This window comes from Nocardia asteroides (assembly GCF_900637185.1).
GTDB lineage: Bacteria > Actinomycetota > Actinomycetes > Mycobacteriales > Mycobacteriaceae > Nocardia > Nocardia asteroides.
Map to the genome: position 1 here is coordinate 6,650,420 of NZ_LR134352.1, position 21,283 is coordinate 6,671,702.

General features: G+C 68.9%; 25 protein-coding genes and 1 tRNA gene. 11 read left to right on the forward strand and 15 right to left on the reverse strand.

What is annotated here, in order from left to right; genetic code table 11:
- The first annotated feature begins 23 nt into the window (after positions 1–23).
- The 3 genes from EL493_RS30775 (at position 24) to EL493_RS30780 (ending at position 1,157) form a co-directional block, all read left to right on the forward strand.
- Complete coding sequence (locus tag EL493_RS30775; RefSeq protein WP_019049120.1) at positions 24–629, forward strand: TetR/AcrR family transcriptional regulator; 606 nt, start codon at positions 24–26, stop codon at positions 627–629.
- Positions 630–753: 124 nt separating this feature from the next.
- Complete coding sequence (locus EL493_RS32620; RefSeq protein ID WP_019049121.1) at positions 754–909, forward strand: DUF6131 family protein; 156 nt, start codon at positions 754–756, stop codon at positions 907–909.
- A gap of 32 nt (positions 910–941) precedes the next feature.
- Positions 942–1,157 carry a hypothetical protein gene (locus tag EL493_RS30780; protein ID WP_019049122.1) on the forward strand — a complete coding sequence of 72 codons (216 nt, stop codon included), beginning with the start codon at positions 942–944 and terminating at the stop codon, positions 1,155–1,157.
- Positions 1,158–1,222: 65 nt separating this feature from the next.
- Here the strand turns inward: EL493_RS30780 and EL493_RS30785 are convergent, their stop codons facing one another.
- A complete protein-coding gene (locus EL493_RS30785) occupies positions 1,223–1,882 on the reverse strand; it encodes an SRPBCC family protein (protein ID WP_232017265.1) in 660 nt (219 codons plus the stop codon).
- On the opposite strand from EL493_RS30785, the gene EL493_RS30790 reads away from it, so the two are divergent.
- The 3 genes from EL493_RS30790 to EL493_RS30800 all read left to right on the forward strand — a co-directional run bounded on the left by EL493_RS30790 (position 1,853) and on the right by EL493_RS30800 (position 5,091).
- Positions 1,853–3,340: a peptide MFS transporter gene (locus tag EL493_RS30790; RefSeq protein ID WP_019049124.1), complete on the forward strand. Its 1,488-nt coding sequence runs from the start codon at positions 1,853–1,855 to the stop codon at positions 3,338–3,340. The genes EL493_RS30785 and EL493_RS30790 overlap by 30 nt on opposite strands.
- Positions 3,341–3,391: 51 nt before the next feature.
- Positions 3,392–4,903: an amino acid permease gene (locus EL493_RS30795; protein WP_019049125.1), complete on the forward strand. Its 1,512-nt coding sequence runs from the start codon at positions 3,392–3,394 to the stop codon at positions 4,901–4,903.
- Positions 4,904–5,017: 114 nt separating this feature from the next.
- Positions 5,018–5,091: transfer RNA gene (locus tag EL493_RS30800), tRNA-Leu, on the forward strand.
- A 112-nt stretch (positions 5,092–5,203) separates the two neighbouring features.
- Here the strand turns inward: EL493_RS30800 and EL493_RS30805 are convergent.
- From EL493_RS30805 to EL493_RS30820, 4 genes are all read right to left on the reverse strand, one after another.
- Positions 5,204–5,698, reverse strand: coding sequence for a hypothetical protein (locus tag EL493_RS30805; protein ID WP_019049126.1), 495 nt, complete (start codon positions 5,696–5,698; stop codon positions 5,204–5,206).
- A gap of 154 nt (positions 5,699–5,852) precedes the next feature.
- Positions 5,853–6,821 (reverse strand): prolyl aminopeptidase, encoded by a 969-nt coding sequence (gene pip / locus EL493_RS30810; protein WP_019049127.1) that lies wholly within the window; start codon positions 6,819–6,821, stop codon positions 5,853–5,855.
- Between the two features lie 35 nt (positions 6,822–6,856).
- Positions 6,857–7,825, reverse strand: coding sequence for a helix-turn-helix domain-containing protein (locus EL493_RS30815; RefSeq protein ID WP_019049128.1), 969 nt, complete (start codon positions 7,823–7,825; stop codon positions 6,857–6,859).
- Positions 7,826–8,346: 521 nt separating this feature from the next.
- Entirely contained in the window at positions 8,347–8,544 is a 198-nt protein-coding gene (locus EL493_RS30820; protein ID WP_019049129.1) for a hypothetical protein, read from the reverse strand.
- A 76-nt stretch (positions 8,545–8,620) separates the two neighbouring features.
- On the opposite strand from EL493_RS30820, the gene EL493_RS30825 reads away from it, so the two are divergent.
- On the forward strand, positions 8,621–9,076 hold the full coding sequence (locus EL493_RS30825) for a hypothetical protein (protein ID WP_022566271.1): 456 nt from the start codon (positions 8,621–8,623) through the stop codon (positions 9,074–9,076).
- A gap of 66 nt (positions 9,077–9,142) precedes the next feature.
- Here EL493_RS30825 and EL493_RS30830 read toward each other — a convergent pair whose 3' ends face one another.
- Positions 9,143–9,364 carry a hypothetical protein gene (locus EL493_RS30830; protein ID WP_126405960.1) on the reverse strand — a complete coding sequence of 74 codons (222 nt, stop codon included), beginning with the start codon at positions 9,362–9,364 and terminating at the stop codon, positions 9,143–9,145.
- 209 nt (positions 9,365–9,573) lie between these two features.
- Between EL493_RS30830 and EL493_RS30835 the strand changes: the two genes are divergently transcribed.
- Both EL493_RS30835 and EL493_RS30840 read left to right on the forward strand, forming a co-directional pair.
- The gene (locus EL493_RS30835) at positions 9,574–10,815 is read left to right on the forward strand and encodes a hypothetical protein (protein WP_022566270.1); all 1,242 of its coding nucleotides are present in this window, start codon (positions 9,574–9,576) and stop codon (positions 10,813–10,815) included.
- A 77-nt stretch (positions 10,816–10,892) separates the two neighbouring features.
- The gene (locus tag EL493_RS30840; RefSeq protein ID WP_022566269.1) at positions 10,893–11,459 is read left to right on the forward strand and encodes a carboxymuconolactone decarboxylase family protein; all 567 of its coding nucleotides are present in this window, start codon (positions 10,893–10,895) and stop codon (positions 11,457–11,459) included.
- Between the two features lie 6 nt (positions 11,460–11,465).
- Here EL493_RS30840 and EL493_RS30845 read toward each other — a convergent pair whose 3' ends face one another.
- From EL493_RS30845 to EL493_RS30860, 4 genes are all read right to left on the reverse strand, one after another.
- The gene (locus EL493_RS30845) at positions 11,466–11,915 is read right to left on the reverse strand and encodes a cupin domain-containing protein (RefSeq protein WP_019049134.1); all 450 of its coding nucleotides are present in this window, start codon (positions 11,913–11,915) and stop codon (positions 11,466–11,468) included.
- Positions 11,916–12,005: 90 nt separating this feature from the next.
- Positions 12,006–13,229: an acyl-CoA dehydrogenase family protein gene (locus EL493_RS30850; RefSeq protein ID WP_019049135.1), complete on the reverse strand. Its 1,224-nt coding sequence runs from the start codon at positions 13,227–13,229 to the stop codon at positions 12,006–12,008.
- A gap of 68 nt (positions 13,230–13,297) precedes the next feature.
- Positions 13,298–13,867 (reverse strand): TetR/AcrR family transcriptional regulator, encoded by a 570-nt coding sequence (locus EL493_RS30855; protein WP_019049136.1) that lies wholly within the window; start codon positions 13,865–13,867, stop codon positions 13,298–13,300.
- Entirely contained in the window at positions 13,864–15,102 is a 1,239-nt protein-coding gene (locus EL493_RS30860; RefSeq protein WP_030201069.1) for a cytochrome P450, read from the reverse strand. The genes EL493_RS30855 and EL493_RS30860 overlap by 4 nt, the downstream gene beginning before the upstream one ends.
- A 273-nt stretch (positions 15,103–15,375) precedes the next feature.
- Between EL493_RS30860 and EL493_RS30865 the strand changes: the two genes are divergently transcribed.
- Both EL493_RS30865 and EL493_RS30870 read left to right on the forward strand, forming a co-directional pair.
- Positions 15,376–16,026: a hypothetical protein gene (locus EL493_RS30865; protein ID WP_019049138.1), complete on the forward strand. Its 651-nt coding sequence runs from the start codon at positions 15,376–15,378 to the stop codon at positions 16,024–16,026.
- 130 nt (positions 16,027–16,156) lie between these two features.
- Positions 16,157–16,807, forward strand: a complete 651-nt coding sequence (locus EL493_RS30870) for a hypothetical protein (RefSeq protein WP_022566268.1) — start codon at positions 16,157–16,159, stop codon at positions 16,805–16,807.
- Positions 16,808–16,868: 61 nt separating this feature from the next.
- Here EL493_RS30870 and EL493_RS30875 read toward each other — a convergent pair whose 3' ends face one another.
- The 5 genes from EL493_RS30875 to EL493_RS30895 form a co-directional block, all read right to left on the reverse strand.
- Positions 16,869–17,834 (reverse strand): Ppx/GppA phosphatase family protein, encoded by a 966-nt coding sequence (locus tag EL493_RS30875; RefSeq protein ID WP_019049140.1) that lies wholly within the window; start codon positions 17,832–17,834, stop codon positions 16,869–16,871.
- Positions 17,835–17,901: 67 nt separating this feature from the next.
- Positions 17,902–18,423 (reverse strand): DUF501 domain-containing protein, encoded by a 522-nt coding sequence (locus EL493_RS30880; protein WP_019049141.1) that lies wholly within the window; start codon positions 18,421–18,423, stop codon positions 17,902–17,904.
- Positions 18,420–19,004 carry an FtsB family cell division protein gene (locus EL493_RS30885; protein ID WP_019049142.1) on the reverse strand — a complete coding sequence of 195 codons (585 nt, stop codon included), beginning with the start codon at positions 19,002–19,004 and terminating at the stop codon, positions 18,420–18,422. The genes EL493_RS30880 and EL493_RS30885 overlap by 4 nt, the downstream gene beginning before the upstream one ends.
- A 47-nt stretch (positions 19,005–19,051) precedes the next feature.
- Entirely contained in the window at positions 19,052–20,338 is a 1,287-nt protein-coding gene (gene eno / locus EL493_RS30890) for a phosphopyruvate hydratase (RefSeq protein ID WP_019049143.1), read from the reverse strand.
- Positions 20,339–20,452: 114 nt separating this feature from the next.
- A complete protein-coding gene (locus tag EL493_RS30895) occupies positions 20,453–21,163 on the reverse strand; it encodes a lytic transglycosylase domain-containing protein (RefSeq protein ID WP_019049144.1) in 711 nt (236 codons plus the stop codon).
- Between the last annotated feature and the right edge of the window lie 120 nt (positions 21,164–21,283).

Consider the following 21,283-nt stretch of genomic DNA (forward strand, 5'->3'; position numbering starts at 1 on the left):
CTGCGCGACGCTACCATTCAACCGTGAGCAGCGGAACCGAATCGGACGCATCGGCGAAGATCATCGCGGTGGTGCTCGAGCTGCTGAACACCGAGGGCTACGAAGCGGTGCAGCTGCGGACCGTCGCCGCCCAGGCGCACGTCTCGCTCGCCAAGATCTACCGGCTCTTCCACACCAGGGACGAGCTGATCATCGCCGCCCTGCACCAGTGGATGGACACCAACGCCTACGCCGACGTGGCGCCGCCCGCGCCCGGCGAATCGGTGCGCGACAGCCTGAACCGCATGCTGCGCACCATCTTCGAGCCGTGGGAGCGCAATCCCAAGATGCTCGTGGCCTATCACCACGCCCGCACCGGGCCGGGCGGCGAGCGCCTCGACAGCCAGGGCTTGGCGGCCGTGCTGCCCGCCGCCGAGGTCACCCTGCGCGGCCTGGACACGGGCTATCTGGAAGACCTCGGCCTGATCATGGGCAATATGGCACTGGCCCTGATCGGGCGGTTCGCCGCCGGGACCCTGCCGATCACCGAGGTGCTGGCCACCCTGGAACGCACCGTCTACCGGCTCACCGCCGACAATGCCGCGGCGTCACGGCGGGAGCAGGCCGCTTCGCCCACGACGGCCCCCTGATCCGCCGCAGATCCGTTCCCGCGCAGCAGATGCCTGTTTCCGATCCGGAGAACCGGGCATACGGCCCATAGGACGTGCGATCCGGCGCGTCCGACGTTTTACCCATACCGAAAAGGTGAGCTCGATGATTCTTCTCGGCGCAGTACTCCTGATCGCAGGCCTGGTGTTCGGCATCTCGCTGCTGTCCACGATCGGCGTCGTCCTTCTCGTGATCGGCCTGGTCCTGGCCCTGACCGGCAGCCTCGGCCGCCCGGTCGGCGGTCGTCGCCACTACTGGTGACGCGAGCCTGATCTTTCGAAGGAGGAACGAACATGACCGCGAACGTGCCACGCATAATCACCGTTCTCGTAGTGATCTGGCTGTTGCTCGGTGTCCTCGCCGCCGGTCAGCGCGGCTACTTCACCGACCGTGAACAGAACTGCGCGAGCCTGGGCACCATCGCCGTGACCGTGATCGCCGGTCCGCTGAACTACATGGGCGTCAACCCCAAGGTCGACGACTGCGCGCTCCCGGAACCGAGCCAGTAGTCGCCGTGGCCGGGCCCGGCGCGGCCACCCTGTCCCTTGCCGGGCCGGGTGGCCGCGCCCGGTCGTCAGCGATCGTGCGGCGATCCGCCGGAATTCTGGGCGCGCGCCATGATCACGTTCGCGAGCCGGTCCAGCGACTCCTGATTGCGCGCGGCAAAGGCGATGTCCTGCGCCGGGCCGGGAATCAGCCGGGCCGGACCGCTGGAGGCGCGCTCGGTCATCCGGATGGTGGTCCGACCCGGTTGATCCTCGCTGAGGGTGATCCGGATCAGCGCCGAACCGACCGACCAGAGCCTGGCCTCCAATTCCAGCCGATGTGGCGGGTCCGCCGCGCGCACCACCGTGGTGTCGCTGATCAGCACCGGCCACAACCCGAACCGGTAATGGATCCGGCTGCCCACCGCGGGCCACTCGGGATCGACCCGGCCGATATGGGAGGCGCCGACCACCCAGCTCGCGTACAGCCAGCCGTCGGCCAGGGTCGCGAACGCCGCCGCGCACTCCACCGGCACGGTCACCTCGGCTGTCAGCATGGGGAAGTCCTCGTCCGTCGCGGGAGTCAGGCCCCTCCAGCGTAATTCGCGCGCGGCCGGGTCGCGCGGCGAGCCGGGCCGTCCCGCCGGGGTGCGGCGCGCCGAACTCGCGATGATGCGGGAAAATTGCTGTACACCGTTCGGACGTGGGATCGTTCCCCTATGTCCACCGACGAAACGCGGGTCGGTCACCTACCTGGCCCCGCCGAGAAGGCTGCCGAACGGACCCTGTTCGGCCACCCGATCGGATTGACCAACCTGTTCGGCGTGGAGCTGTGGGAGCGTTTCTCCTTCTACGGCATGCTCACCATCCTGGGCTATTACCTCTACTACTCCACCACGGAGGGTGGGCTCGGCCTCGACCAGAGCACCGCGCTCGGCATCGTCGGCGCCTACGGCGGCCTGGTGTACCTGTCCACCGTGCTCGGCGGCTGGATTGCCGACCGGGTGCTGGGGATGGAGAAAACCGTCTTCTACGGCGGTGTCGTGGTCATGGCGGGCCATATCGCGCTGGCCGTCCTGCCCGGGCTGACCGGGGTCGGCGTCGGCCTGGTGCTCGTCGCGCTCGGCAGCGGCGCCCTCAAGGCCAACGCCTCCTCGCTGCTGGGCACCCTGTACGCGCCCAACGACGCCCGCGTCGACGGTGGCTTCACCCTCTTCTATCTCGGCATCAACATCGGCGCGTTCACCGGCCCGCTGCTCACCGGTCTGCTGCAGCGCGAATGGGGCTTCCACGCCGGCTTCGCCGCCGCCGCGGTGGGCATGGCGCTGGGCCTGACCCAGTACGTTGTCTTCCGGCGCAACCTGGGTACCCACGGCCGCGAGGTGCCCAACCCGATCACCCGCCGCGACCTGACCCCGGTGCTGATCGGGGTGGCCGTGGCCGCCGTCGTGGTGCTGGTGGCCGTCGTGGCGGGCCTGATCACCCTGGACAACCTGTCCGATGTCACCACCGGCGTGATCGTGCTGGCCTCGATCGCCTACTTCGCGGTGCTGCTCACCAGCGCCAAGGTGACCCCGGTCGAGCGCACCAGGGTGCGCGCGTTCATTCCGCTGTTCATCGCCAACGCGGTGTTCTGGTCGCTGTTCCAGCAGATGTTCACCATGCTCGCGGTGTACTCCGACGAGCGCGTCGACTGGCGCATCTTCGGCTGGGAGGCGCCCGCCAGCTGGATCGGCTCGGTGGAACCGGTGTGGATCATCGCGCTCTCGCCGCTGTTCGCGCTGATGTGGACCAAGCTGGGCAATCGGGCGCCGAGCACGCCGATCAAGTTCGCGCTCGGCGTCATCGGCATGGGTATCGCCTTCTGGCTGTTCGCGCTGCTGAGCGGATTCGAGGGCAAGACGGTCCCGGTGCTCGCGGTCTTCGTCATCCTCGGCGGCTTCGCGGTCTCCGAGCTGCTGCTGTCCCCGATCGGTCTCGCGGTGACCACGCACCTGGCCCCCGCCGCCTACCGCTCGCAGATGATGGCCCTCTACTTCTTCTCCGTCGGCATCGGCACGTCCATGGCGGGCACCCTGGCCCGCTACTACAGCCCCGAGAACGAGACCGCCTACTTCGGAATCAGCGGTGCCGCCGCCATCGCGGCGGGTCTCGTCGTGGCCGCGTGCGCGCCCTGGATCAAGCGCCACATGCAGGGCGTGCACTGACCCGTCCGGGCGGGTACTCCCCGAAGACGTTCGCACAGAAGGAGAAGGACCGTGCCGACACCGGAAGCCACACCAGGGGCGACCCGACCAGCAGGCGGCTGGGGCGGGCTGTTCCGCACCAAGTCCGTCGAGCAATCGATCCTCGACACCGACGAGCCCGATTCCAAGCTCCGCAAAGATCTCACGGCCTGGGACCTGACGATCTTCGGTGTGGCCGTGGTCGTCGGCGCGGGCATCTTCACGCTGACGGCGCGGACCGCGGGCAATGTCGCCGGACCGTCGGTGTCGCTGGCCTTCGTCTTCGCCGCGATCGCCTGCGGTCTGACCGCGGTGTGCTACGCCGAGTTCGCCTCCACCGTGCCCGTCGCCGGTAGCGCCTACACCTATTCGTACGCGACCTTCGGCGAGCTGGTGGCCTGGATCATCGGCTGGGACCTCATCCTGGAGTTCGCGCTCGCCGCGTCGGTGGTGGCCAAGGGCTGGTCGCAGTATCTGGGCACGGTCTTCGGATTCGAAACGGCCACCGTGCAACTGGGCTCGGTCACCTTCGACTGGGGCGCGGTCACGCTGATCGCGGTGCTCGGTGTGCTGCTGGCCGTGGGCACCAAGGTGTCCTCGCGGGTGTCGGCGATCGCGGTCGCGATCAAGCTGGCCGTGATCGCGCTGGTGCTCGTGCTCGGCATGACCTACTTCAAGGCCTCCAACCTGAGCCCCTACATCCCGCCGTCGCAGCCGGCCGAGGAGGGCGCGAGCGGACTGCACCAGTCGCTGTTCTCGTTCCTCACCGGCGCCGGTGACAGCAACTTCGGCTGGTACGGCCTGCTCGCCGCGGCCAGCCTGGTGTTCTTCGCGTTCATCGGTTTCGACGTGGTGGCCACCGCCGCCGAGGAGACCAAGAACCCGCAGAAGGCCGTCCCGCGCGGCATCCTCGGCTCACTGCTCATCGTGACCGTGCTCTACGTGGCGGTGTCGCTCGTGCTCACCGGCATGGTGCCCTACACCGACCTGGCCGGCGACAACGCCACCCTGGCCACCGCCTTCGCCATCCACGGCGTGGACTGGGCCAAGAACGTCATCTCCATCGGCGCGCTGGCCGGTCTCACCACCGTGGTGATGGTGCTGTTCCTCGGCCAGACCCGCGTGCTGTTCGCGATGGCGCGCGACGGGCTGCTGCCGCGCTGGCTGGCCCACACCGGTTCGCGTGGCACGCCGGTGCGGCTGACCGCCATCGTCGGCGTCGTCTGCTGCGTGCTGGCCGGCTTCGTCGACTTCGGCACCCTCGAGGAAATGGTGAACATCGGCACCCTGTTCGCCTTCGTCCTGGTGTCGGTGGGCGTCATCGTGCTGCGCCGCACCCGGCCCGACCTGCCCCGCGGCTTCCGCGTCCCGCTGGTCCCGCTCCTGCCGATCCTGGCCGTGCTGTCGTGCCTGTGGCTCATGGTCAACCTCTCGGTCGACACCTGGCTGCGCTTCATCGTCTGGATGATCATCGGCTTCGCCGTCTACTTCGCCTACGGCCGCCGCCACTCCCTGCTCGGCAAGAAAGCCCCGACCGCCGACTGACCAGCGCCTTCGGGGATAAGGTCGGTCCGGCAGGTCATCGACGACACGCCGGGCCGACCTTGTATACCGACACGATTCCGGTACACCCGTACGAGTCGCTAGGCTGTCCCGGACGCCCCTATAGCCCAATTGGCAGAGGCAGCGGACTTAAAATCCGCCAAGTCAGGGTTCGAGTCCCTGTGGGGGCACTCCATCGTCGCAGGTAACAGACCTGAGCTCCCCCGGGACACGCTCACCCCACCTGTCCGATCCACAGCGGCGTGCCCTCGAGATCGACAGAGGCCGCCACGGACCCCACCTTCAAGCTCCCGGGTCTATCGGATCGGCAAATAGCACCACACGATCGGCTGCTGGGTCGAACCCGAGCAGCGGGTAGCCGTACTGCCCCTCGGCGGCCATGAACACGGGCTTGCCCAACCGACGACCGAGCGCGGATATGAAGCCGCACAGGGTATCGACTCCCGCCTGGCCTTGGAGTTCGCGGAGGTCCACGTCGAAATCGATCTCCGTGGCCGACATCGGATAGAAGATCGCCGTCACAGCCGGGGCAGGCCTGACCCACAGCACGACGTGCTCCTCCGCATCGACAGCGCGTGGCAGGAACTCCGCCGCGGCCGGTAGCGGTAGCACGATGTCGTCTACTACGTACTCAATCGCCCAACCATTGGGCCGGACCAGGTCGAACACCGCTTGCCAGTCCTCCACCGAGGTGTCCGGCACCCACAGATCCGGCAGCGCACCCATCAGGTGCGGGTCGAAGAAGTTCTTCACCTCGGTCCACAGCAGATCCGGCATCCAGCCATGCTCGCAGAGCGCCGTACCGGAACGCAGCCCGATTTCGTCGGACCGACCCAAACCCGGTCACTCGGTGGGACAAGCGGCACGCGCGAACGTCCCCAAGTCTCGGCGCTGGAGGCGTGCTCGGCTGGAACGTCGTTGCCGCCGGAAACTATCCGGTCGAGTCGGTATCCGGCTGTGCGAAGCGGGCGAGGGCGGCGGCGAGGGCCTCGCCCATCGCGGGGCTGCCGGTGTGTCCGGAGTCGTCGATGACGTGCAGACGGGCATCCGGCCAGGCGTTGGCGAGTTCCCATGCGGTTTCGAGTGGGGCGCTGAGATCGAGGCGGCCGTGGATCAGCTCGCCGGGGATCCCGGCCAGCCGCCCGGCGTCGCGCAACAGTACGCCTTCGTCGAGCCATGCCCCGTGTGCGAAGTAGTGGGTACAGATCCGGACGAAGGCGAGCATGTCGGCGTCGGATACGGCACTGTATTGACCTGGACTGCCCTGGGATTCGTGCGCGATGACCGCGTCCTCCCAGCGGCACCACTCGATCGCGGCGCCGCGCCGCACAGCGGGGTCCGGGTGTTCGAGTAGCTGCCGGTAGCCCTCGACCAGGTCGCTGTCGCGGCCCAGTACGGATCGAAACCGCGACCATTCGGCGGGCAGCAGTCGCGCGAGCCCCTGGTACAGCCAGTCGATCTCGCGGCGGCGTGTGGTGGTGACCCCGATCAAGATGATCCCGGTGACCCGCTCCGGGTACCGCTGGGCGTAGGCGAGGATGAGTGTGGAGCCCCAGGAACCGCCGTAGAGCAGCCAGCGGTCGATGCCGAGATGGACGCGCAGTCGCTCCATATCGGCGATCAGGTGTTCGGTGGTGTTCACCGTCATGTCCGTGGCCGGGTCGGCGGCGTTCGGAATGCTGCGGCCGCAGCCGCGCTGGTCGCATTGCACGATCCGGAAAAGGCTCGGGTCGAAGGACTTCCGGGCCCGCTCACTACTCCCGCTGCCGGGCCCGCCATGCACCACCAACACCGGTCGGCCGGCAGGGTTCCCGCTGGCACACCAGTACACCTCGTTGCCGTCGCCGACCTCGAGCAGGCCGTCGGCGTACGGATCGATCGGAGGGAAGAATGCCGACACGAACCGAGGCTATCGGAGGTGGACCACACCGCGGACTAACTCCCCGAGTTCATCTCAGGGTCGATCTGTTCGAGCATTGATGCCAGCCAACCGGCGGTCTGGTGCCCAGCGGGCATCGCGGCTACGCCCTGTGCAGCCTCGGCCATGGCGTCGGATTTGCGGCCGAGCAGCGCCAGCACGATGCCTCGCTGAACGCCCCAGAATCCGGCCGTGTACCAGTAGCCGAAGGTCGGCAGCTCGATCCCGTCTGCCGCCTCGGCTGCCTTGTCCGCCAGGACCAGAGCCTTTCCCGCCTGGCGTGATTCCTTGCGTACCGCGAGCAGTTCCGCGCGCTGGTACCGGTCGTACACACCGAGGATCGGGTGCGCGCCGTCCACGCCGATAGCGGCATCTGTCAGCGCGACCGCCCTCGCGGTGTCGCCCTGGTGGCGCGCGGTGTACGCGCGGAAGCTGTAGGAGTGTGCGAGCTGGGACCGGTCCCCCGCTGCCTCTGCGAGCCGTGCCGCATCTTCGAGCGCACGGTTGGATAGATGCGGACGACCGATCGCGTGCTCGAGCCATCCCCGGTAACGCGCGACCTCCGATGCGATACACGCCGCCCCGCTGCCACCGACCCGCTCGGCGGCGAGCGCCCGGGCTACGCCGTCCATCCCCCGGATCACCGGCGCAACGAGTTCCGCGCCTGCCGCGTCTTCCAAATGCCTTGTGCGTTCGAGGATTACCGCGACGTCCTCCAGGCTGGAGGTGCCGGCGGCGGACGGGTCGGCGACCGTGGCCTGTAGCCGCTCCGGGTCGACATTCGCCAGACCCAACGTCGGGTCGCCGAGTACCGCTCGGTATCCGGCCAGAACGGCTGAGGTCACTGGCTTACGCCCGGTCTCGACCAGGGACAGGTAGCCGGTCGTGAAGCATGTGCGTGCTGCCATCGTCCGCAGTCCGATCCCGGCGATCGTGCGCAGCTCGCGCAGCAGGCCCCCGGTCACCGCCCCGCCATCGGTAAACATAGGTAAACCGTATTGGTCGGGCCATTTTCTCGGTAGTCCCCGAGAGTATCTCTCAGCCCCACCGCCGGACCGACGCCGCGGATAATTCTTGGCGCATCGGGTGCAGTGAGCTGCGCGAACGATGGCGAAAGCTCTTCGGCGGTGGGCGCATCGCTACCGATACCCACAGGGGGACTGATGAGCAACGCGATCAAACCGCTACTCGACAGCCTGAACGAGCGGGCCGCACGCCGTTCGATGGCAGTCCGACGCGCACCGGAGTCACCGTTCGGCTGGGAGCTGTACAGCCCGTTTCGAGTCGTCTGTCATGGGTCGCTCGATGATATCGCCGCGTGGTTGACCGCTGCCGAACAACGCGACGGGTGTGGTCTACCGGCGGGCTTCGTCGGGACGAGGGCGGACGGATGATCACGCTCGGATTCGTAGTCGCGGTTGGACTGCCGGTAGCAGTGATCATCGGCGTGGTGCTGTGGCCCCAGCGCATTCCGCCAGGCGCACCATGCCAGGCCCCTGCCGACCGCCTACTGCGGGATGACGATCGAGCAGGACTTGGCGCCTACGGCGCAGGCGAAGGCATCGATGAGGTCTTGGGCGGAGCCGGTGTCGAGGGAACTGCTGCCGGTGGTTTCGGCGGTGGCCGGGCCTGCCGTGAGGAGGAGGCCGGTGGTGGTGGCGAGGGTGGCGATGCCGATGCGCAGTGTGCGAGTCAGGAGGGTCATGGCCGAATCGTAGGGTTGGGCCGATGATTTCGGTTGCCCCGAATGTCGGGGTCGGTGGTGCTCGTTAGAATCGGCTATGGCTTCGAGGCACCCGTTCTTCCAGTTGGGAGCCGACAGTCGACGGCTGGTTCATCTGTCACTGTGCGAGGATGCGCTGCTGGCTTGGAACGATTATGTGCAGGGAAAGCCCGCTGCGCTTCGGTACCGCGACTCGGTGGTCGGGATGTGGCATCGTGTCGATGTCGAGCTTCCTGGCGATGCCCTTCGCGCGGCCGGAGCGGGTGAGGATGTCGCCGATATCGGTAAGCGGTATCTCGAGCCCATCGCTGCGCTGCAGGACGACGATCTGGCATTTCCCGACTCGGTCGAACTCGGCTATTACGCGATCTACAACTGTTTCTGCAAATATGTCCGCGGTGACGATGTCTCGGATTGGCTGATTGTCAATCAGGCCCTATCGGTTCTTCCCCCGAGTGAAGTGGCGGAACGCCTGACGCGCGCGATCGACGAGAACGCCGCCCCGACGAAGTGACGTTCGGAGCGACGGCCGGATGGCGCGGGCACAGCGTCGCAAACCCTGTGCCCGCGCCGCCTGCGACTAGCGCGTGATGGTGATCCGCCAGCCGTTTCCGTCACGCACGCACGTGTAGTTGGGAACGTTGATATCGCCCTGTGCGACTCGCTCCTGCTCCCGCTGCTTCGCGGCGACCAGACAATCCTTCTGGTTCGCGTACGGCGCCGCCTGCGCCGCGGGCGCCATGGCGACCACAGCCCCCGTCGCCAGCGCGCCCATGAGCAGTCCCGTAATCGTCTTCTTCAACTGAAATCTCCCCTGGTGTAAATGAATTCGCCCCTTCGGCGACACACATGAATCTAGGGACGGTCGCCAATGGCGCGCATGCGGAATTCTTAAGGGTGGCGGGTTCGGTGTCGCCCATGGGGCGCACTATGGTGATGCGTTAGCCGGCCGCGGTTGGCGTGGACGACGTGTGGATTCTTCGACAGCTCTGGTGCAGCGAAGGGATCGTCATGCATTCGGTTGTGGCTTTGCTCGTGCGCGTCGGTTGTGCGGTGGCCATGGCGCTGGCCGTGGTGGGGGTGACCGCACCGGTGTCGGCGGGGGCGCCGGACTCGCCGCTGTGCGCGTGGCGGTTCATGTCCAATAGCACGGTGCTGAATGTGGCGTTCCCCGATGCCAATTCGACGTACTGGCTGATGCCGTACGCGCTCGGGCCGGGCGATTCGATCGAGCTGTCCGGCACGTATCCGGCGGCGCGGTATTTCTCGCTGAACACCTACGGCACGAATCTCGACACGGTGGACACGTTGCGCGACAACCAGATCGTCGCGGATCCGGGGAGTGCGAACCCGTACGTCGACGCGTCGGCCGCCGCGCTGCCGCCGGAGCAACGGCAGTGGCACGCCACGCTGGTGAACGGCCCGGCGGACCACAGCCGCAACGAGATCCAGGCCGTCGCGCCCGGGCAGAGCACGACGATCGGGTTCGTCATCGTCCGGGTCTACGTGCCGACCGATCCGGCCTCGCTCAGCGGCGGTGTTCCGCTGCCGGACGCGCGATTCTCCCTCGCGGGCGCGCAGGTCCCGGCGCAGCCGTGCGCGCAGCCGTTCGACCCGAGCGCCTACACCGGTCCGGTCGCCGATGCCGCCAAGGGCGCCTTCGACCGGCTCATCGCCGGCGCCGCCTCGGGCGCGTTTCCCGGCAACACGCCGGAGGCGACGTTCCGGAACCCGGCCAGTACCTCCGGGCTCTTCCCGAACGGCGACAACAAGTACATCGGGACGCGCCTCAGCTATCAGCCGGGACGCCTGCTGGTGGTGCGCGGCAAGGCGCCGACCTTCCCGGACACCAGGGCGGGACAGTCGCCCACCGAGCCGACCGAGGTGCGGTACTGGTCGATGTGCCAGAACGATCTGGTCTCGCCATATCCGGTGGTCGCCTGCGCCGCCGACTTCCAGACCGCGCTCGACGGCGACGGGTACTACACCTATGTGGTCGCCGCGCCCGCCGATGTTCCGGCCGACCTGCCCGCGACCGTGACGGTCATCCCCTGGGGCAGCACCGCCGTCGACAAGGTGCTGTTCCTGCGGAACATGACTCCGAGCGCCGCGTTCTATCCGTCGTCGATCCAGGCGTCCCAGGACTCCGGCGCCGACCCGGCCACCACGATGGGCCCGTACTACCCGCGGACCACCTACTGCGACACCGGCACCTTCGCCGCCGGCGGCGCCGCGGCCTGCTTCGGCGACTGAGATCACGCTGGGGTTCGGGGCCGGCCCGGCGTAGGTTCACAGGTGAGGCGAATCGTCGACACGGAGGGGTGTTATCGATGCGGGTGGCCAAGCGGATCCGGAGTTACGCCACGGTGCTGGGCCAGGCCCGGCGCAATCGCGGTGATCTGGTGGGGTGGCTGGGCAGACGGCCGCAGATCGGGGCGGCGACGGCGGTCTACGAGACCGCGCTGCTGTTCAGCAACAAACTCGATCCCCGGCTCAAGGAACTCGCCGAGCTCAAGACGGCCGGGCTCGTGGCCTGCCAGTTCTGCCTGGACATCGGCTCGGCGCTGGCCGCCACCAGCGGACTCTCCGAGCAGCAGATCACCGACCTGCCCCGGTACCGCACCAGCACCGCCTATACCGAGCTGGAACGCCTGGTCATCGCGTTCGCCGAGGCGATGACGTCGACTCCGGCCGTCGACCTCGACGAGGTGCGCGAGGAACTGCTCACCCATCTGTCGAAGGCCCAGCTGACCGAGCTGGCGGCGGGCATCGCGTGGGAGAACCAGCGCGCCCGGCTCAACCAGGGTCTCGGCGTGCAGCCGACGGGAATGTCGGACGGCATGGCCTGTGCCCTCCCGGAACCCGCTCGATCACGCCAGGCCGATGACGGCGCCTGACCCGCGCTACGGGCAGTTCGGGTCCGGGGCGTCGACGAACAGGGGCTCACCGGGCCGGTTGAGGTAGGCGACGTACAGTTCCGCCGGTTCGGTGCCGAGATTGCGGCCGACGTGGACGTGGTCGGGGCCGACGGTCTCGGACAACCCCTGGCCGGCCGTGTAGGTGACCGGCAGGCAGTCGGCCGCCTCGTATCGCGTCACCGAGCCCGCGGTGACGAAGGCCAGCACCGGGCCGTCGTGATAGTGCCAGCCGAGGGTGGCGCCGGGGGCGAGGCCGATGCGGCGGAAGGTGTAGGTGGTCGGTAGTTCGGCGAACGGGACGAACGCGCTCACGTCGACCTGGGCGAGCGGCTGGACGGTCACCCCCGAGGACGGGGTGGCCGAGGTCGCGGGCGCGAGGGCGAGGGTCGCGGCGGCGACCGCGGCGCCGACGAGAACCTCCCGGCGGATTCGCATCTTCGTAGTATACGAGCCCGCGACCTGCGCGAATAGCGAAAACGAGCCATGCGCGGCGCGCCCGGCCGAGCGCGCCGCGACAATTCGGACCTATCCGGCGACCAGACCCTTGGCGATATGGGTGACCTGGATTTCGTTGCTGCCCGCGTAGATCATCAGCGACTTGGCGTCGCGCGCCAGCTGCTCGACCTTGTATTCGGCCATGTACCCGTTACCGCCGAACAGCTGCACGGCCTCCATGGCGACCTCGGTCGCCGCGCGCGAGGAGTACAGCTTCATGGCCGAGGCCTCGGCCAGGGTCACCTTGTCGCCCGCCGCGGTGCGCTCGATGGCGTTGAACACCATGTTCTGCACATTGATCCGGGCGATCTCCATCTCGGCCAGCTTCAGCTGGATCAGCTGGAACTGCGCGATCTCCTTGCCCCACAGCTTGCGCGACTTCGCGTACTCGACGCACAGGCGGTGACATTCGTTGATGATGCCCAGCGCCAGCGACGCGATGCCGATGCGCTCGGCGGCGAAAGACTCCTTGGCGCTGTCCTTTCCGTCGCCCTTGGCCGGGTTCTCGGTCTCGCCGAGCAGCCGGTCGGGGGTGATGCGGACGTTCTCGAAGAACAGTTCGCCGGTCGGCGAGGAGTTCATGCCCATCTTCTTGAACGGCGGGCTCTGCACGAAGCCCGGCATGTCCTTGTCCAAGACGAAGGCCAGCACCTTGCGGTCGCGGCGGTCGGTGCCGTCCTCTTCGTCGAGCTTGGCGTAGACGACGGTGACGTCGGCGTACGGGCCGTTGGTGATGAAGGTCTTGCGGCCGTTGAGGATGTAGTCCGCGCCGTCGCGACGGACGTAGGACTTCATCCCGCCGAAGGCGTCGGAGCCCGAGTCGGGTTCGGTGATCGCCCAGGCGCCCACCTTCTCCATGGTGACCAGTTCGGGCAGCCAGCGCTTCTTCTGCGCGAGGGTGCCGCGGCTGCGGATGGTGGCCGCGGTGAGACCCAGGCTCACGCCCATGGAGGCCACCAGGCCCAGGCTCACCCCGGCCAGCTCGCTGTTCAGGATGACGCCCATGCTGCCCGCGCCGCTGAAGCCGCCCGACTTCCCCGAGCCGGTCGTGCCCGCCTCTTCCCGCGCGATCGCCTTGGCGAGACCCTCGCGCGCCATCTCGTCCAGCCCGAAGGTGGCGTAGAGCTTGCGGATGATGTCGAACGGCGGCAGCGCGCCGCTCTCCAGCTGGTCGACGTGTGGGGTGACTTCCTTGGCGATGAATCCGCGCACGGCGTCGCGGAACATCAGATCTTCGTCGGACCACTGGTACATGTCTGGACTCCCGAGGTATAGCCGGAACTGTGCCTCGAATATAGAACACGTTCTAGTTGGGTCGGTCCTCAGACGAAGGCACGTGGGATGACGGGGGCCACGAACTGCTCCAGCATGGCGCGCTCGTCCGCGTCGTCGCGACCCGGCGTGGCCAGCAGGGAGACGATGATGCGGGTGAGCCAGCGGGCCAGCCGGCCGCGCTCCGGATCGGACAGGTCGATGTCGGCGAAGATGGTCACCGCGAGGGATTCGATGACATCGGAATCCTGACTGATGCGCCCCGCCGTGCCGGAGTCGTCGGGCCGGAACCAGGCGATGAGCAGCGGGTCGGCGCGGACCGCGGCGACCGCGCCGAGCATGGCGGCGATGATCCGCTCCCCCGGGTCCGCGATGCCGGCGACCCGCGGGCCGAGACCGGCCACGATGCGCCGGGTCTCGCGATGCACGAAGGCCACGCGCACGGCCTGGCGATTGTCGAAGTAGCGGTACAGCGTCGCCCGCGAACAGCCCGCCGCGGTGGCGATGTCGCGCATGCCGACCGCCGCCACCCCGCGCTCGGCGAACAGCTGGGCGGCCGCGTCGAGAATGCGCTCGGCGGCCAGGTCGGCGCGGTCGGTGGCGAGCCAGTCGCCGCTCACGCCCGCACCGCCCGGAACGGCACCGCGACCGGCCAGCGCACGTAATTGCCCTGCGACCAGCGCACCGCGTCCAGGTCGACGGTGAAGTCCGGGCAGCGGGCGAGCAGTTCCTCCAGCGCGACCCGCGCCTGCATGCGGGCGGCGGCCGCGCCGAGGCAGTGGTGGTGACCGTGACTGAAGGTGAGGATCCGCTTGGGGTTGCGCCGGATGTCGAGTTCGCCCGCGGTGTCGCCGAATTCGCGTTCGTCGCGGTTGGCCGAGCCGTACAGCAGCAGGACGCGGCGACCGGCGGGAATGGTGGTGCCGTGCAGTTCGACATCGCGGGTGGTGGTGCGGGCCAGTCCCTGCACCGGCGAGGTCATCCGCAGGAACTCCTCGATGGCGTCGGGGATCAGCGACCGGTCCTCGACGAGCAGCTCGCGCTGGTCGGGGTAGGCGGTGAGGAGCTGGACCGCGCCGCCGAGATTGCCGGTGGTGGTGTCGTTGCCGCCGGTGATCATGGTGAAGGCGAAGCCGAGGATGGCGATCAGGCCGTCGTTGTCGCCGTCGGCGCCCAGGCCCGAGGCCAGCAGGTGCGAGATGGTGTCGTCGCCCGGTTCCACGCGGCGGCGGGCGATGAGTTCGCTGAAGTAGCCGGCGAGTTCACCGACCGCGGTGAAGGCGTGCTGGTCGCCCGCGGCGAGTCCGGCACCGGCGACCGCGCCGCCGACGATGTTCTCGGTCCACGCGTCGAACTTGCCGTGGTCCTGTTCCGGCACCCCGAGATAGTGCGCGACGACCATTGTCGGCAGCGGTTTGAACAGCTGCTCGACGATGTCGCCGGTGCCTGCCGCGCGCAGCCTTTCGATCCGGTCCACGACGAAGCGGCGGACCGCGGGTTCCACCGAATTCACCTGGCGCGGGGTGAATCCGGGCGACACCCGGCGACGGAAGTCGGTGTGCTCGGGCGGATCCATGAAGACGAACGGCTTGACCGCGCCGAATCCGGCGGCGGCCAGGTCCACATAGTCCACGGTCAAACCCGCGGCAGAGGAGAAGGTTTCGGGATCCTTGGCCGCCGCCCAGACGTCGGCGTGGCGGGACAGGACGTAGAAGTCCGCGTCCTCCCGGCCGTCGGGGATCACCCGATGGACCGGATCGTGATCGCGCAGCGCGGCGTACATGGACCAGGGATCGCGCCAGGTCTCCCCCGAGCGAAGCTCGAAGACCGCGGCATGAGACGTCGTTGAACTCATGCCTCCACGGTAAGACACATAGACATGTTTGTCTAACGATATCCGTCCGGCCCGGCTGACGTCGGCCGGAAAACCGATTGCCCGGGCGCGCGGCGCTGTGGCCTCCTTGGGGAGATGAGAAGACAACGACCGGGGAACGCCCGGAACATCGATGACGGCCTGAAACTGCACCGGCACACCGTGCGGGGAGTTCGCGGCGTCCGGACAGTCGTGACGCCACGGCCAGGATCACGAACCCGGTTCAGCACCAATCGTTTTCACGATACCTGGCATGTGCTGTCCGACGAGTACGGCGCGCGGATGCTCGCCCGGCTGCTGTGGGGGCTGTCGTATCAGGCCCGGCCGGGGACCGTGGTGCTGATCGACCGGGAATTCCTGCTGCCGACACCGTTCGACGCCGATCCGGCGGACCCGATCGTGCTGGTGCCGGGCTGGTGTACCCGGCTCGACGACGGCGCCGCCGCGGCCCTGCGGACGCGCACCCGCACCCAGGCGGGCACGGTGCGATGGCAGACCTTCGGACTGGACCGGACGCTGGCGCCGAACGCGCTCGAGACCTGGTGGACCGAGCACCGGCACCGCCGCGTCCGCGGCGAGATCACCCGCCGAGGCGGCACCCTCGTCCTCACCCCGCGCACCCCCGACGACTGCCGGGTGTGGGCCGTCGACGCCGCCCGCCTCGACCCCTCCGGATTCGGCTCCGACCACGTCTACCTGGATGAATGGAACAGCGGCCACGACGGCGAAATCCAGATATTCCGCGCATTCCGCTCGATGGTCGGCATCGCCCGGCGCGCGCGTTCCCAGGTACTGGCCCGCGAGGAATTCCCGTCGAATCCCGACGAACTGCGCAGCGCGATCTGGGACGAGGCCGAAAACGTGCGCGGAGGTGCGCTGAGAAACCTCACGCCACGCCCGGAATGAAAAGGGCGGGCGAAGAAAGCCATCCAAGACGCCGGGGCAATCCGAATCATCTGTGTTCATCGACCACGATCTCGAATTCACCCGGGGGGTCGAATTCTTCGGGCGGGTTCGGAGAGGGAGTTTCTCCGATATGTTCCACAGCTCGAGTTTCAGCGCGACGCGGCGCGTGCTCGCCGCGGTTCTGCCGGTCGCGGTCGCGGTCACGTTCGCCGGTGCGGCCTCGGCCGAGGTCACCGCGGACCAGCAGGCACAGTACGTCGCGGGACTGTCGTCGGTGGGTCAGGCCGAGGGCATCGGCTACCACACGACGGTCGCCCCCGACCTGCGCACCGTCTCCGCCACCGTCGACGACGGACGCTTCGTCCTCGCCCAGGACGGCACGCTGACGGTCGAGAACGCGGCGGGCAGCCCGATCGCCCAGGTGCCGACCAGTTTCGGCACCGTCGGTGGCAACACCATCACCGTCGCCACCCAGATCTCCGAGGACGGCCGCACCCTCACCGCGACCCCCCAGATGACCCAGGCCGCGGCCGCCGAGGTGAAGACGATCGCCACCAACCCGGCCGCGCAGTACTCCGATCCGGTGCACAACGCCGCCGCGATCGGCGCGGGTGTGGGACTGGTCGCCGCCGCGGTGGTGTGCATCCCGATGATCACCACGATGATCCTGTACCTGCCGTGCGTCGGGCTGGTCGGTCTGCCCAACGCCCTCGTCGGCGCCCTCATCGGCGCGGCCGTCGGTGCGGTCGTGCCGGAGGTCATCCCGCAGGTGCTGCCCTGATCCGATAGCCCGATGCCGCTACGCACCGGATCCGGTCCGGTGCGTAGCGATGTCGGTGTGGTCAGTGGTCGGCGGATCGCTCCACGATCGACATCGCGATGCCGTCGAGGATGTCGTGCTCGCTGACGACCAGCTCGGAAACCCCGGCGCGCCGGGCCAGTTCGTCGGCCAGCACCTCGGTGATCACCGCGCCGCCGCCGATCACGTCGACCCGGCCGGGATGCATGGGGCCCAGTGCCGCGCGCTGGTCGTGGTCCATGGCGATCAGCCGGTCGCAGACATCGTGGACCTCGGCCAGGCTCAGCCGGGTCAGATGGACCCGGGTGGAGTCGTATTCGGGCAGGTCGAGGGCGACTGCGGTGATGGTGGTCATCGTGCCCGCGACGCCGACCCAGGTGTGCACCTCGTCCACCGGCACCTTGGCGAAAGCCTCGTCCAGTTTGGTCTGGGCGAATTCGCGGGCCGCGCTGACCTGGTCGGCGGTCGGCGGGTTGCCGGGCAGGCAGCGTTCGGTGACGCGCACGCAGCCGATGTCGGCGGAGTAGGCCGCGCGCACGCCGTCGCCGTCGCCGACGACCAGTTCGGTGGAACCGCCACCCAGGTCGACCACCACGAACGGGCCCGCGTCGGCGGACAGTTCACCCACCGCCCCCGCGAAGGACAGCCGCGCCTCCTCGTCGCCGGTGATCACCTCGGCGACGGCGCCCTCGACCACGCGGCCCAGTTCGGCGCGGGTCATGTCGAAGAAATCGTCGCGGTTGGCGGCGTCGCGGGTGGCCGAGGTGGCGACCATGCGGACCCGCGAAACCCCCTGGGCGAGCATCACGTCGACGTAGTCGGCCAGGGCCGCCCTGGTGCGCTCGATCGCCTCGGGCGCCAGCCGGCCGGTGGCGTCGACGCCCTGGCCCAGCCGCACGATGCGCATCTCGCGGTGCACGTCGGTGAGGGTGCCGTCGGCGGCGACCTCGGAGATCAGCAGACGGATCGAATTCGTGCCACAGTCCACCGCGGCGATGCGCTCGGTCATGATGTTCCTCCTGGTCGGCCCGATCGCCCGGCACCGGTGCGGAACCGGCGCGAAGCGCTGTCCGCGATTATGCCGATTCTTCGGATGTGCGGGCGGCGGGCCAGTCGGCGGGGATGGCGGTGCCGCGCAGGCCGGCGTCGGCGGCCAGGGCGACGGCCTCGTCGCCGAACGGGTTGAGGCCGGGGCCCTTCGCCAGCGAATGCGCGATCAGCACGTGCAGGCACTTCACCCGGTCGGGCATGCCGCCGCCGGTGAAGTCGGTGCCCAGCGACTCGATCTCGTCGCGTTCGGCCAGGTAGCTCTCGTGCGCGGCGCGGTAGGCCGCGGCCAGTTCGGGATCGGCGGCGAGACGTTCGGACATCTCGCGCATCACCCCGGCCGACTCCTGCCTGCTCGCCTCCGCGGTCAGGCGCGGGTCGGTGAGGTAGTACAGGGTGGGGAACGGGGTGCCGTCGGGCAGGCGCGGCGCGGTCTTCACCACGGCGGGCAGACCGTCCGGAGTCCGGTAGGCCACGGCGAGCACACCGCGCGGCTCGCGGCCCAGCTGCTGGGCGATGATCTCGAGGTCGCGCTCTGTCGGTGCGGTCACCTTGGTCCTTCCGGGGCCGGTTCGGAGATGCTGCGCCACAGGTCGGTGTACCAGGGGTCGGGCGCCGCGGTGCGGGTGCTCATCGGCGGCGGCGCCGGTGCTTCGATGCCGGGAATCTGCACGATGTAAGGGGTTTCGCCGGGCATGACCAGCCGCAACCGGTCGCGGGCCTCGGACCGGATGTAGGCCGGGTCCTGCTGCTGGGCCCTGCGGTCGCGCAGGGCGGCCAGGTCGGCGTCGAGTTCGGCGCGCTGCTGGGCCAGCGCGGCCGCCTCGGCCCGCTGACTGAAGTAGGTGCGGGTCGGGACCGCCAGCGTCAGCGCCAGGCCGCACAGCACGGCGGCCAGGATCACCGCCTTGCCGGTCGAGAGACCGAGGATGGTGTGCTCGCCGCGTTCCAGCTTGCCGCTGGGCTTGCGGGTGCCGCCGGTGGCCGTCTCCGGCCTGCGGCGGGTGGTGCGCTTGGCCGCGGTGCGGCGGCCCGCGGCGTCGAGATGACTGGGGCGGGAGCGTGCGGCCCGCGACGTGCGGCGGTCGCCTCGTCCACCCGGACTGGTTCCACGCGCACGTCGCTCGGTCATTCGCTACCGCCCCGTCATCTCAACCTGTACTGCGGTACTGCAGTTCGTCAGAACTCGCCGGTGAAACGCGGGAAGGCCACGTCACCCGCGTAGCGTGCCGAGTCGCCGAGGGCGTCCTCGATGCGCAGCAGCTGGTTGTACTTGGCGACACGCTCGGAGCGAGCGGGGGCGCCGGTCTTGATCTGGCCCGAACCCACGGCGACCGCGAGGTCGGCGATGGTGGTGTCCTCGGTCTCGCCGGACCGGTGCGACATCATCGTCTTGTAGCCGTTGCGGTGCGCCAGCTCGACGGCGTCGAGGGTCTCGGTGAGAGTGCCGATCTGGTTGACCTTCACCAGCAGCGCGTTGGCCGCGCCCTTGGCGATGCCCTCTTCCAGGCGCTCCGGGTTGGTGACGAACAGGTCGTCGCCGACCAGCTGCACCTTGTCGCCGATCGAGTCGGTGAGCGCGACCCAGCCGTCCCAGTCGTCCTCCGACAGCGGGTCCTCGATGGAGACCAGCGGGTAGCGGGTCAGCAGGTCGGCGTAGAACTCGCCCATCTCGGCGGCGGTGCGGACCTTGCCCTCGAACTTGTAGCCCTCGCCCGCGGTGTAGAACTCGGTGGCGGCCACGTCGAGCGCGAGCGCGACATCGGTGCCGAGCTTGTAGCCCGCGCGCTGGATCGCCAGGCTGATCAGGTCGAGCGCCTCCACGGTGCCCGCGACGTCGGGGGCGAAGCCGCCCTCGTCGCCCAGGCCGGTGGACAGGCCCTTCTCCTTGAGCACGGCCTTGAGCGAGTGGTACACCTCGGTGCCCCAGCGCAGCGCCTCGCGGAAGGTGGGGGCACCGATCGGGGCGACCATGAACTCCTGGACATCGACGCCGGTGTCGGCGTGCGCGCCACCGTTGAGGATGTTCATCATCGGCACGGGCAGCACGTGGGCGTTCGGGCCGCCCAGGTAGCGGAACAGCTCCAGGCCCGAGGACTCGGCCGCGCCGCGCGCCACGGCCAGCGACACGCCGAGCAGGGCGTTCGCGCCGAGGCGGGACTTGTCGGGGGTGCCATCCAGGTCCAGCAGGACCTGGTCGACGGTGCGCTGCTCGACGGCGTCGAGGCCGATGATGGCGGGTGCGATCTCGTCGAGGACGCCCTCGACGGCCTTGGTGACACCCTTGCCGTTGTAGCGGTCGCCACCGTCACGCAGCTCGACGGCCTCGTGCTCACCGGTGGACGCGCCGGAGGGGACATCCGCCCTGGTCAGGGTGCCGTCGTCGAGGGCGATCTCGACCTCGACAGTGGGATTGCCGCGCGAATCCAGGATCTCGCGCGCTCCGACCTGTTCGATGATGGCCACGAAAACGACTCCTTACGACTGAAGGCACGGTAGGTCTCACGGGATGGTCCGTGCGGTTGCGAGCCTATCGTCTCGGCGTGACGTCGAGTAACCGGCACTCCGGCCCGGCGGGAACTACACCCGGCGGCCGATGCTGTAGGTGGCCGCGCGGTCACGCACCACCCGCATGTACTTGTTCGACTGGTTGTAGGCGAACAGCGCGCGCTGCCAGCCGTCGGCCGAGGTCAGGTCGCCACCGCGGACGCAGAGGTACCTGGCCGCGGTGAGTGCGGCGTCGTCGATGTTCTGCGGATCGATCACGCCGTCGCCGTTGGCGTCGACACCCCAGCGACGCCAGGTCTCGGGGATGAACTGCAACGGCCCGACCGCCCGGTCGTAGGTGGTGTCGCCGTCGAGGCTGCCGCCGTCGGTGTCGCGGATCTCGGCATTGTTCTTCGTGCCGTCGAGGGCGACGCCGATGATCGCGGGCCGCACCGTGCCGTCGCCGTCCACCGACGCGCCGCGATGGGTGCCGTGCCCGCTCTCCACGCTGGCGATCCCGGCCAGGGTGGTCCAGGCGATCCCGCACTCGGGCTTGGACCGCGCCAGCACCGCGGCGGCGTACCCGTAGGCCTCCAGCGCCACCGTGTCGATGCCGACCGCCCCCGACTGCTCGTCGGCCCAGCCACGTAACTGCTCGGCCGCCCGGCCCGGCGCGTCCACGTCGATCACGGGCAGCGCGGTGCCGGGACCCGGCGGCATGTCACCGGGAATCGAGGCGAGCGAACTACACCCCGCGAGCAACGCGGTCACCGCCACCGCGGCGAGAACGCCGATCTTCTGCACAGACACTCAACCAATCATCCAGATTCGCGGCGGCCACGGCACCTCTCACAGCGAGTTCTCAGAGTGGATGCGGTGGCGTTGATCACGCCGGGGGCAGCGCGGCCCGGCTGGTTACCTCCT